The sequence below is a fragment of the Streptomyces sp. NPDC006458 genome, assembly GCF_040612135.1.
Taxonomy (GTDB): Bacteria; Actinomycetota; Actinomycetes; order Streptomycetales; family Streptomycetaceae; genus Streptomyces.
Window position 1 is genome coordinate 1 of sequence record NZ_JBEXPR010000067.1, and the last position, 11,619, is coordinate 11,619.

At 68.9% G+C, this 11,619-nt stretch carries 10 protein-coding genes and 1 pseudogene; 7 read left to right on the top strand and 4 right to left on the bottom strand.

Annotated elements, in window-relative coordinates; genetic code table 11:
• Positions 1-225, top strand: a 225-nt coding sequence (locus ABZZ79_RS39120) for an adenosylhomocysteinase (protein WP_356697375.1), incomplete at its 5' end; no start/stop codon positions are given.
• Between the two features lie 323 nt (positions 226-548).
• On the top strand, positions 549-1,814 hold the full coding sequence (locus tag ABZZ79_RS39125; RefSeq protein ID WP_356697377.1) for an AfsR/SARP family transcriptional regulator: 1,266 nt from the start codon (positions 549-551) through the stop codon (positions 1,812-1,814).
• A 128-nt stretch (positions 1,815-1,942) separates the two neighbouring features.
• Here ABZZ79_RS39125 and ABZZ79_RS39130 read toward each other — a convergent pair whose 3' ends face one another.
• From ABZZ79_RS39130 to ABZZ79_RS39145, 4 genes and pseudogenes are all read right to left on the bottom strand, one after another.
• The gene (locus ABZZ79_RS39130) at positions 1,943-3,454 is read right to left on the bottom strand and encodes an MFS transporter (protein ID WP_356697393.1); all 1,512 of its coding nucleotides are present in this window, start codon (positions 3,452-3,454) and stop codon (positions 1,943-1,945) included.
• Positions 3,455-3,583: 129 nt separating this feature from the next.
• Positions 3,584-3,829, bottom strand: a pseudogene (locus ABZZ79_RS39135) (hypothetical protein); the annotation flags it as partial.
• A gap of 303 nt (positions 3,830-4,132) precedes the next feature.
• The gene (locus ABZZ79_RS39140; protein ID WP_356697379.1) at positions 4,133-5,026 is read right to left on the bottom strand and encodes an aromatic prenyltransferase; all 894 of its coding nucleotides are present in this window, start codon (positions 5,024-5,026) and stop codon (positions 4,133-4,135) included.
• Between the two features lie 215 nt (positions 5,027-5,241).
• Positions 5,242-5,721: a hypothetical protein gene (locus tag ABZZ79_RS39145; RefSeq protein WP_356697381.1), complete on the bottom strand. Its 480-nt coding sequence runs from the start codon at positions 5,719-5,721 to the stop codon at positions 5,242-5,244.
• Positions 5,722-6,091: 370 nt separating this feature from the next.
• Between ABZZ79_RS39145 and ABZZ79_RS39150 the strand changes: the two genes are divergently transcribed.
• The 5 genes from ABZZ79_RS39150 to ABZZ79_RS39170 all read left to right on the top strand — a co-directional run bounded on the left by ABZZ79_RS39150 (position 6,092) and on the right by ABZZ79_RS39170 (position 11,292).
• Positions 6,092-7,165 (top strand): polyprenyl synthetase family protein, encoded by a 1,074-nt coding sequence (locus ABZZ79_RS39150; RefSeq protein WP_356697383.1) that lies wholly within the window; start codon positions 6,092-6,094, stop codon positions 7,163-7,165.
• 80 nt (positions 7,166-7,245) lie between these two features.
• A complete protein-coding gene (locus ABZZ79_RS39155) occupies positions 7,246-8,637 on the top strand; it encodes an MFS transporter (protein WP_356697385.1) in 1,392 nt (463 codons plus the stop codon).
• Between the two features lie 69 nt (positions 8,638-8,706).
• Positions 8,707-9,492: a sigma factor-like helix-turn-helix DNA-binding protein gene (locus ABZZ79_RS39160; protein ID WP_356697387.1), complete on the top strand. Its 786-nt coding sequence runs from the start codon at positions 8,707-8,709 to the stop codon at positions 9,490-9,492.
• Positions 9,493-9,628: 136 nt separating this feature from the next.
• Positions 9,629-10,291 (top strand): TetR family transcriptional regulator, encoded by a 663-nt coding sequence (locus tag ABZZ79_RS39165; protein ID WP_356697389.1) that lies wholly within the window; start codon positions 9,629-9,631, stop codon positions 10,289-10,291.
• A gap of 500 nt (positions 10,292-10,791) precedes the next feature.
• The gene (locus ABZZ79_RS39170) at positions 10,792-11,292 is read left to right on the top strand and encodes a hypothetical protein (protein ID WP_356697391.1); all 501 of its coding nucleotides are present in this window, start codon (positions 10,792-10,794) and stop codon (positions 11,290-11,292) included.
• Positions 11,293-11,619: the final 327 nt, after the last annotated feature.

The following is an 11,619-nucleotide window of genomic DNA, read 5'->3' on the forward strand; positions in this document are numbered from 1 at the left end:
TCCAACTCCTTCGCGGACCAGACCCTGGCCCAGATCGAGCTGTTCACCAAGCAGACCGCATACCCGACCGGCGTGTACACCCTGCCCAAGTACCTGGACGAGAAGGTCGCCCGCCTCCACCTCGACGCCCTCGGCGTCAAACTCACCACGCTGCGCCCGGAGCAGGCCTCGTACATCGGCGTCGACGTCGAGGGCCCGTACAAGCCGGACCACTACCGCTACTGAAGCATCGGCCGAATCGCCCCGGGACACGGGAACGCGTCCCGGGGGACGACGACAGCCGTGTCCGCTCAGCTCGAACCCGAACGAAGGAGAACACCGAGCTGAAGCGGACCGCTTCGACGGCGTCGAACCGATCAGCGGGACGCTCCCCGCCCTCTCCCGCCCTCCCAGCGTCGGCCACGCACCTTGAATTCGACTGGAGAGTCGCTTGGCGCTGACTTGTCACACAGCTCCTCGCCCCTCCACCTCGCGCACAATGGCTGAGGAATTGCCTGCCCAGGCTCCACGACAGGTGAAATGCGCCCGTGGAAAGGGGGAGTTCACGGATGTCGAACGAAAGGGCCGATGCCGGTACCGAGAGCCCCGGCACTCCGGATGCATGGCGCATCGCGGAGCTGGAACGTGAGGTCCGGGAGCTCCGCCGCACCAACCAGGCGCTACAGAGACACGCGCCCAGAGAACTCGAACTCGACCCCGAAGACGCGGCGAGGGACCACACGAACGCGGAATTCGGCGTCACGAACGACATCACGAACAACGTCACCAACGGCGTCACACAGGGCGGCACGACCGCCGAACGCGACCATGCGACCGCGGCACCCGGGCGAGCGGAGGGCGCCCGGTGGCACACGGAGCGGCCGCCGCAGCTGCCCGCACCGCGCCCCCTGGTCATGTTCCGCGTCCTGGGCCCGATCGACGCCGTCGTCGACGACCGCCTCGCCGACCTGGGAGCGCCCAAGCAGCGCGCCCTGCTGGCCCTGCTGGTCAGCAAGGTGGGCCGCCCGGTGGCTTTCGACGTGATCGTCGAGGAACTGTGGACCGGACACCCGCCGCCGGCGGCCGCCTCCTCGCTCCAGGCGTACATCGCCAAGCTGAGGCGGGTACTCGAGCCCGGCCGCGCGCCCAGGACACAGCCGACAGTGCTGCGCACCTACAGAGGCGGCTATCTCCTCGACAGCCGGGTCGTCGAGGTCGACGTACACCGGTTCAGCGATCGCGCCGTCGCCGGCTGGCAGGCGCTGGACCGTGGCGATCCGCACTACGCGGTCCACGAGTTCGAGGAGGCCCTGGCACTGTGGCGCGGGCCGGCCTACGCCGAGGTGGCGGACACCGCCTATGTACGGCCGGACGTGGCACGGCTGGAGGAGCTGCGGCTGTCCGTGGTCGAAGGGCGCTGCGCGGCCCTGCTCGCGGCCGGCGCCCACGAGATCGCGGTGGCCGAACTGGAGGCCTTCGTCCAGGACCATCCCTTGCGTGAATACGGCTGCGAACTGCTGAGCCTGGCCCTCTACCGGGCGGGCCGGCAGGCCGACGCGCTGGCCGTCCTGCGCACCAACCAGCGGCGGCTGGCGGAGGAGCTGGGAATCGATCCGCGGCCGGCACTGCAACTGCTGGAGACACAGATACTCAACCACGCGCCGTCCCTGGACTGGCGACCGCACCCCAGGACGGCCACGAAGCCGGCCCTGCGCTCCGTGGAGGCGGTTCCGGACCAGCGCGGACTGCACTGGAGCGCCCGCCGCCAGCCCTCCCATCACGAGGTAGTGCCGCGAGGCGACTTCCTCCGCTCACCCCTGGCGGCGGAGCTGTAGCCGTAGACCGCGCCGCGCACCCCGCGACCTGGCGGGGCGAGCGGGAGCACCTGGCGCACAGCACAACGCACCACCCCCGGACCCGGCCGGGCGTGGTGCGTCGACTTGTTGCCGGCGTCAGACGCCGGTCATGCCTTGGCGGCCTCGGGGTGGGCGTCCTCCGCCATCACCTCGGCGGCCTCCGCGTGCGCGTCCCGCTTCGCGGTACTCACCTTCCCGAGCAGGAACAGAGCGATCAGACCAGCGGCGGCGAGGACGCCTGCGGAGACCCGCAGCGCCAGCGCGTATCCGTCGGACGCGACCTCCGGGAGGTTCCCGTCCGCCGCGTGGTCGTTGACGTAGCGCAGGGCGATGGGCACCAGGGTCGCGAGGCCGAGGGCCGCGCCGATCTGCTGCATCGAGCTCTGCACACCGGAGGCCAGACCCGCGTCCTGCCCGGTGACCTCGTGCAGTCCGCCGTTGATCAGTACAGGGAAGCCCATGCCGTTGAAGAGCGCGAACACGACGAGACCGGGCATGAACCCGCCGACATAACTGGCGTCGGAGCCGAAGCCGCTGGCAGCGATGAACTGGCCCACGGCGGAGCCGAAGAAGGCGATGACCACGATCGGCTTGACGCCGATGCGGGGCATCAGCGCGGTGGACACGCCCATGCCGATACCCACCGCGACGGTGAGCGGAATGTACGCCAGACCCGTCTCCATCGGTGAGTAGTCCAGCACCTGCTGGAGATACAGGGTGGCCACGAAGGCGTAGGTGTAGAACGACGCGAACGACATCATGCTCACGACGTTGCTCGTCACACGCGTGCGGTTCTTGAAGAACCGCAGCGGGATCATCGGTTCGGGGACCCGCGACTCCCACACGACCGTGAAGACCAGTGCGGCGAGTCCGCCCAGCAGCGGCAGCAGCACCTGCGAGGAACCCCACGGGTTCTCGGCCGCCTCAAGCAGGCCGTACACGACGCCCACCAGACCGCCGGTGGTCGTGATCGCCCCGACCATGTCCAGCCGCTGACCCTCGCGGCGGGCCATACGGCTCTCCGACATCAGGCGCGGAATCAGCAACAGCGCCAGCACCACGACGGGGATGTTGATGTAGAACACCCAGCGCCAGTCGATGAAGTCGGTCACCAGACCGCCGACGACCGAGCCGACCGCTCCACCGAGCGCCGCCAGTCCGCCCCAGATCCCCAGGGCCTTCGCCCTCTCCTTGGGGTCGGTGAACAGCACGGCGATGAGACCGAGCGCGGCCGGTGCCGCGAGCGCCTCACCGAATCCCTGCAGGAACCGGCCGGCCACCAGCAGACCGGGCGTGTTCGCGGCACCGCACATGATCGACGAAATGCCGAAGAGCAGCACACCTGCCACGAAGACCCTGCGGCGGCCGAACAGGTCGGCGACACGCCCGCCCAGCAGCAGGAATCCGGCGGCCATCAGCAGATAGCCGTTGACCACCCAGGCGAGACCCTCGGTGGAGAAACCGAGGTCGGCCTGGATGTTGGGCAGCGCGATGTTCACGACGGTGACGTCCAGCATGAGCATGAACTGCACCGCGGTGAGTACGGCCAGCGCCTTCCATCGCCGGGGATCGCCACCGGTGTGGCCGTCGACCTGGTCTTGTGAAATTAAGGTACTCATGACGTTAGTGGTCCTCCCAGTACTCCGGGGCTGGACGATTCCTTCCGATGGGTTTTCCGCTGACCGGTGATTCCGCTGGTCGACGATGTAGCGCTCGACCGTGGGCGTGAGAAGCTCGACGATCTCGTCCACCGACGCCGACGCGATCGGCTCCACACGCAGGACGTAACGCCCCACAGCTGTGTGGCCGAAGCGTTGATGTGGATCGGCTTGATGCTGAGCCAGCCCGCGAGTTCGTCGATGCTCAGCGACTTCTCGTCGAGCGCTACACCGGCCTGCGCGAAGACCTGCGCGATGAACAGATTGCGCATCGGCTCCGCGCCTTCTTTGCTGGCGGTCGCGGTAGGTACGGCCTGGAGGAGCTTCGGCTGACACTCGGAGTCCTCGAAGAACTCCGGAGTGAGCCGGACGATGTTCTCGGCGAGTTTCTCGCGCGGCCAGTTGTAAGCCGCAGCGCCCGCCTACGCGAATGTCTGTCCGTACGCCGCTGTGATCGCCGACGCCTGTTCCACTTCAACTGCCGTAGACATGTACTGACCCTCCAGGGGCAACGTTGGCTATCGGCGATATGGTCGCTCACTCACCTTGCCGCCGACTTGCGAATCACTTGGTGCCGGCTTGACACCGGCTTGTGCTGCAGCCGGACACCCCTGGCCGGACTTGAACACGACGACCGGCTTATGACGCGCCGTCTTCCCGACTGGCGGCGAAAGCGGCGTTCGACGACTCCCGCGCCTTCTGGTAGTAGGCAGCGAGCTTGTAGTACGCCTCGCCGGACGGTGCCAACGCGACGGCGGAAACGAACTCGGGACCGCCGGCGTACACATGGGGCACGTCACGCGCGAACTTCTCGATCTCCGGGTCGTGGGGAGCGGGAGGCACCTCCGGGTCCTGGGTTTTCACGGAGAAGCAGATGCGCTCGACCGCCGAGGAGTCCCAGTTGAAGGTGGGGTACATGGAGAACGATCGCTTGATGAATTCCCCGACCTGTGCGTCCGGCTTCGGGAACCCGAACGCGCGCAGCAGCGAAAGCTTCGTCTCCGCCTCCACCTCTGCCGCGGCGAGGTACACGTTCAACGTGCGCTTCGCGTAGTTGATCCCGATGGCCGACACCTTGTCGTCCAGGCCAAGGCTCGTCAGCGTGTCCACATGCTCCGCAATGGACGGCGGCATGCACGGGATGCCGGCGAACTTCTCCAGCGGCGGGAAGTCGTCGAGAGGGAAGAACGCGTAGGACTTCTTGAAACCGCCGACGATTCCGTACTCGACCCCATAACTCGCAATGGCGCAGCGCGCCTGAATCTCCGTCAGCAGTGAGCCGACGGGGTGGTCCGTCTCCTCGATGAGACCGTTCGCCAGCGCGGTGGCATAGGGATCGGCGCCTTTGGTCGACACCGAGAAGTCGAAGTCGAGCTCACCCCGATGGCTCTCGCCGGCCGCCATGCTGAAAACGAGGTGCGCCTCGGCGAGTTCGTCCCCGAATACCGTCAGAACGGGCGAGACCTGGTCGGGCGAACAAGGTACGCCCAGTAGCCGGGCAGTTTCCTCAACCGCCGAATAGACCTTATCCAAGCCAGCGAGTCCTGGCATGAGCTCCTCCAAGGGGCAGCCTATGTATGCAATGTGCGTCGATACCCTCGCCCACCCCGCTTGACGATGACTTGAGGCTGAGCAGATTGTGGGGGCCGGACTGTTGGCGGGACCGTTTTGCGGGGTGTACGGCGACACACAGGGAAGGGGGGCGAGCCCATAGGGCCCGCCCCCCTTCCCTGTGTGTGGCTGGTGAGTCAGGAGGTCACGCTGGTGTAGTAGCGCTGGATGGTGGGGGCGATGAGCTCGCAGACCTCGTCGGTCGAGATCGACGCGATGGGGTCGATCTTGAGGATGTAGCGCAGGATGATCAGGCCCCAGACCTGTGCGGCGGCCGCATTCGCGTGGAGCGGCGGAACCTGCAGGAGGGTCGCGGTGGCCTCGGCGAGGTCCGTCGTCGGCTTTCCGAGTGCTTCTCCCGCCTGAGCGGGGAGCTGGGAGGACATCCACTGGCGCATCTGTGCGGCGCCTTCGTCGCTGCTGATCGCGGTCCGGAAGGCCTCGAGGAGCTGCGGGGAGGTTTCGGGGTCCTCGAAGTTTGTCAGGAGAGTGCGGACGAGGCGTTCGCCGAGTTCTTCGCGTGGTCCGGTGAGCGCCGCCGCCCCGGCTTCGGCGAGTGCGCGCCCGTATGCGGTGAGGGCGGGTGAGGCTTGCTGCACCTCGGCGGCTGAGGACATGTCTCCTCCAGGTTTTTGGTGTGTGGCGGGGGGTTCGGATATCGGCCGGGCGCCGGGCGTGGGCCGTACGGCAGCACCGTTCCTCAGCCTGCTTGCCGTTTGCTCGGCGCCGGCTTGGTGTCTGCTTGGCGACCGCCCTCCCCCGAGGGGCCGGCCGGTTGTTCCGGGGCGCCGGTCGGGGTTACGTCCTGGCCACCAAAACCCCCGCCACCCCGTGGAGACCACCCTCGGTACGTGTTCTCTGCCGTTCCGCTTGGCTTCCGCTCCAACCACGCTCCACCTGCGCTGCATTCACGCCACGCACGCTGACGCAGCTACCCTCTCCGCGTTTTCCGCCCCAGCGCACAAGCCCCGTTCAAGGAGATGCGTCGTGACCACCGAAGTGACCCGCCCGGCCACCACCGGCCAGGAGCCGGCTTCCTCCGCGCGGCGCACCGTCGAGGACCTGCTCCAGCGCGTGGAGCACCGCCTCAGCTCCTTCCTCGCGGCCGAACGCGCCCGCTACGCCGAGGTGCACAGCCACGCGGCCGTCGCCATCGACGCCCTGACCGACGTCGTCACCGCCGGCGGCAAGCACATCCGCCCCGCCTTCTGCCTCACCGGCTACCTGGCCGCAGGCGGCGACCCCGACACCCCCGGCCTGATCGACGCGGCCGCGGCCCTGGAACTGCTGCACGTCTCCGCCCTCATCCACGACGACGTCCTGGACGACTCCACTCAGCGCCGCGGCAAGCCCGCCGTCCACGTACAGCACTCCACGCTGCACAAGACCCACGGCTGGCAGGGCGAACCCCGCCGCTTCGGCGAAGGCGTCGCCATCCTGGTCGGCGACCTCGCCCTCGTCTACTCCGACGAGCTGATGTCCCACGCCCCCTCCGGCGGGTTCGCCGAGTGGCACCGGCTGCGCTCCGAGGTGATGATCGGCCAGTACATGGACGTCGCCGCGGCCGCCGAGTTCAGCGTCGACCCGGACCTGTCCCGCCTCATCGCCCTCATCAAGTCCGGCCGCTACACCATCCACCGCCCCCTCGTCGTCGGCGCCGCTGCCGCAGGCCGAGCCGACCTCGCCCCCGCCCTCGCGGAGTACGGCGAGGCCATCGGCGAGGCCTTCCAGCTCCGCGACGACCTGCTGGACGCCTTCGGCGACTCCGCACAGACCGGCAAGCCCGCCGGACTCGACTTCCGCCAGCACAAGATGACCCTGCTGCTCGGCTGGGCGATGCAACGCGACGAACGCATCCGCACCCTGATCACCGAACCCGGCCACACACCCGACGAGGTGCGCCGCCGCCTGCTGGACAGCGGTGTCCCCGAAGACGTCGAACGGCACATCGCCGACCTCGTCGAGCGAGGCCGCAAGGCCATCGCCGACGCCCCCATCGACCCCGCGTGGCGCGCCGAACTGGCGGACATGGCCCTGCGCGTCGCCTACCGCAACGACTGAGCAGCCTCCTCGGGATACCCGGCGGTCACCTGGACCGCCGTACGACCCGCACGGGCTTCACAGGAAAGGGGCCGTGGCCCATGAGCACCGATGCCTCGGCACGCCTGAGTCCGCAGGAGTTCATCGACGAAAGGCCCCTGGGCCGCAGGCAGCGGCTCATCGTGAGGGCGGGCCTGGCCATGATGATCGCCGAGGGGCTGGACACCGCCGTCTCCGCCTTCGTCCACCGCAGGATCAAGGAGGACTGGGGAGTCGACGACGGCACCGTCACCGCGACCGTGACGCTGGGCATCCTGGCGATGATCGCCGGCGGTGTGGCCGCCGGTCCGCTCGCCGACCGCTACGGCCGCCGACTGGTCGCCCTCGCCGGTACCGCCGTGTTCGGCGTGTTCACGGCCGCCATGGGACTCACGGGCGGCATCGGCCTGTTCACCGGCTTCAGGATCGTGGCCTGCCTGGGGCTCGGCGCGGTGCTGCCGACAGGGATGGCGCTCGTCGCGGACTGGATGCCCGCCCGCCGCCGGGTCCAGATGGTCGCGCTGGTCTTCGCCGGAGTGACGGGCGGTACCACCATCGGCGGCATTCTCGCCTCACTCCTCATCCCCACGGCCGGATGGCAGATGCTGCTGGTGCTGTGCGGGATCGCCCCGCTGGCGCTGATCCCGGCGATTCTCCGGGTCGTCCCGGAGTCCCCCGGCGTACTCGCCGCCCGCCGGCGGCCGCGGGAGGAGCTGCGCGCCGCGCTCGCGGCCGTCTTCCCGGACGACGACCTGACCCCGGTGGACTGGGAACGCAGCGCGCAGAACAAGCGCGCACGACCCGGCCCGAAGACCGTGCTGTCCCGCCGCCTCTTCCGCACGACCATCCTGCTGTGGCTGTGCTTCTACCTCGGACAGGCCGTGACGTTCGTGATCGTCACCTACCTGCCCGAGCTGGCCGAGAACGGCGGCCTGACGGAGTCCAGGGCCGCGGTGGCCGTGGCGGCGTTCGGCTGGGGCGGCCTGATCGGACAGTTCTCGGTGTCCTACGCCCTCAGACGGTTCGACCGCTTCCGAGTGCTCGCTGCCCTGTGGGCGATGACCGTGACCGGCCTGGCCGCGGCCGCCCTGACGTCCGGTCGGTTCGTCGCCCTGCTCGTCACGGTGTTCCTGCTGGGGCTCTGCCTGCCGGCGGCCGCCTCTGTACTCCAGGCGATCACCGCGGTCGCCTACCCCCAGTCCGTCCGCGCCACCGCCCTGAGCTGGGCGAACAGCGCGGGCAAGGTCGGCCCGCTGGTCGGCGGCTTCAGCGGCGGCGTCATGGTCGACGCCGGCTGGTCGCCGGCCAAGGCCCTGCTCGTCCTCGCCCTGCCGATCGGCAGCGCCCTCACGGCCACGCTGATACTGCGGGCCCGTATCCGCAAACAGCAGCAGGAGGAGCCGTACGCCCCCACGCCCCGGCCGCTCCGGGAGCTTGTCTCCGAGCGGTCGTGACCGCTCTGAACCGAAGTCGAAGTTCATTAAGCCGTAAGGGACCTGCCGGGACGTGAAGGAGGAGGCGCTGTGACCAGGGCCGAGGAGTTCGAGGAAGTACGGCCGCTGCTGCTCGCGATCGCCCGCCGGATTCTGGGCAGTACGAGCCAGGCGGAGGAGGCCGTCGAGGCGACCTGGCTGCGCTGGGCGCACACCCAGGCACGGCCCGCATCTCTCGAAGGGCATCTCGCGGCCGTGGTGACCGGGATCTCCACCGACGCCCTGCGCTCGGCGACCCTGCGGCGCCAGGCGCACGTCGGGCCCTGGCCCGCCGAGCCGCTGCCGGGCGGCCCCGCCGAGGCCGACACAGACCCGGAGCGCCCGGCGGAGCTGGCCGACTCGCTGCTGACAGCGGCCCTGCTGGTGCTCGAGCGGCTCTCACCGCTGGAGCGGGCGGTGTTCGTACTGCGGGAGGCGTTCGGGTGCGGCGTCGAGGAGATCGCGTCGGCGCTCGGCTGCTCGCAGCAGGCGTGCCAGCAGCTCCTGGACTCCGTCGCCGTCAGCAGCGACGGCGGCCGCGAGCCACTGCCCTGGCCCACGTACATCTCCGGCGGCAAGAACGTGGCCCGCCTGCTGTCGGCGATCGTCCCGCCGCTGGTGCAGATCGGCATCACGTTGGAGGAGCACCGCGTCAACGGCCGCCCCGGCTCGCTCTTCCGAGACCGCGACGGCAGGATCCTGAGCGGCACGGCGCTCGATGTCCGCGACGGGCGGATCGAGGCGATCCACCTGGTCGTCAACTGCGAGGAGTTCGCGTCAGCGGACCCGGTGACCGAGGCATACGCGGTCCTGCGCGAGGCAAACCGGGCCCGGTGAGCTCGGGCCGGCGGCGCGCGCCGCCCCGGCCACAATGGTCATATCCCCGCCATTGCTCGGGAGGCGGGAAGGCCGTCGCGGCAGAAGAGCAGCCTCTGCCCGAGGAGCTGTCCGACCTGGCGGCCGGTGCGCGACAATGAGTCGTATGCCATCTGCAACGACCAGCGCATCGGTGCCGCCGATCGCAGTCGCCGAAACCGGCCTCGGCCTGCGCGAACGCAAGAAACTGCGCACCCGCCAGGCGATCCGTGAGGCGGCCCGTCGGCTGATCGATGAGCGAGGGTACGACAACACCACCATCGAGCAGATCGCCGCGGCGGCCGAGGTCTCGCCGAGCACGGTCTTCCGCTACTTCCCCAGCAAGGAGCACATCGTCCTGACGGACGACTATGCCAACTTCGGCATGGCCTTCCTGCGCGAGCGGCCTGCGGACGAACCGCCGCTGGCCGCCCTGCGGGCGGTGGTGACCGAGATGGTGCGCAGGCTCTCCGAGGACTTCAGCGAGGAGTACCGGTGGCGGCGGGAGCTCGTCCGCCAGGTGCCCGCGATACGGGCCCTGGTGGGCGAGTCCCAGGACAGGTGGGTTGAGATCGTGAGCGAGGTGCTCGCCGAACGGGCGGGCCTGCCCGCGGACGACCTTGAGATCCGCTTCCTGGTCGGCGCCATGACGGGCGCCTTCCACCAGGTGCTGTGGGGAAACCACAGTGAGGACACCGACCTGGTGGAGATGATCGAACGGGCCCTGGCGGTGCTGGCGCATCCCGACGCAGTCGGGCGCCCGGCGGACACCAGGCCGTAAGCGACGGACGCGAAAAGGAGACCCCTCAGCCCGCACGCAGAGTGAGGGCTGAGCGGGTCCGTCATCCGGGCGCAAGGCCGACCGAGACCGGTGTGGAGCGCAGCCGCTCGGTCCGCCGCCGGTACGCGTCCGCGTCGGCGGCAGCTTCTGCCAGCCGCGGATTAGTAACGGCCGCGGAGGTCCTGACGAACTCGGCTCGCCTACTCGGCTGGGTGAGGCGCAGGCGCCAGAACATTGCCCGCGCGGCGCAAATCGGCGGACGTAACCATGACGCGCAGGGGCTTCGTCGGCCAGTCCTCGTTCCTGTGTATGAAGTCGCCGAGGGGCTCACGGCTGCCCATTACCTCTCTCGTTCTCACACGATCTCTGATCTTCAAAGCGGTGCTGATTTCGATGACTCGTTCGGCCGACTACCACGAGCCAGAGTCATATGCCTATGGGCACAGTTGTTTGGGGCCGACGCGGCCCCGCAAAGTCGTGAGACGAAGGAGTCAACCTCGATGACCACGCAGACCAACAACGTGGAGTCCCAGATCCAGGAGCTGCAGCAGCAGATCAGGCTCATGCAGCTGCAGCAGCAGCTCCAGCAGATGCAGCAGTCCCAGCAGCAGGGCCAGCAGGTCTCCGGCAGCCCGACCAACGGCAACGGCGGAAGTGTTGCGTCCCAGGTCCACAAGCGGGGAGTCCGCCTTGAGGCGGCCACCGTCAAGGCCTCCATCGGAGGCCAGATGACCGGCATCCTCCGGGCCACACTGCGTGACACCGACGGCGAGGCGCTCCAGGACAAGGAGATCGTCTTCCTTGTCGCGACCACCCGCCAGGAAGTCGGCCGCGCCGACACCAACGCCCGAGGCGTCGCTGAGGTCAGCGCGGGCTCGAACGGCCTCGACCCGATCCTGTGGGCGGAAGCGCTCGCCACCGGGTGGATCGCGGTGTTCTCCGGGAACAGGGAATTCCTTCCCGCCGAGGCCAAGGCCACGGTTCACCTGTCCATCGCCTGATCCGCACAGGACCTGACAGCCGGGCTCCGTGTTCCAACAAGTGAAGCATGGAGCCCAGCTCCCGCAACCGCCAGCAATGTTCGGCGTCAGGGTCTAGCACATGTCGAGGTAGCAACACGCAACCGTGCGCCGGCATCGCCGTGAAATCCGCAAGGCGGCTTTCCCCGCGCCGCGTCCTGTCCTGTTGCCCGCCCACCCTGGACCTGCTCACGCAGACGGCCGCCGCCTGGCACAACGTCTTTCCGGACCCGGTTGCGGCAATTGCCTGTGTCCGAAGCCCTTCGGGAGGCATGTGTCCGCCAGGAGGAGTCTGCAAATTGCGCATGA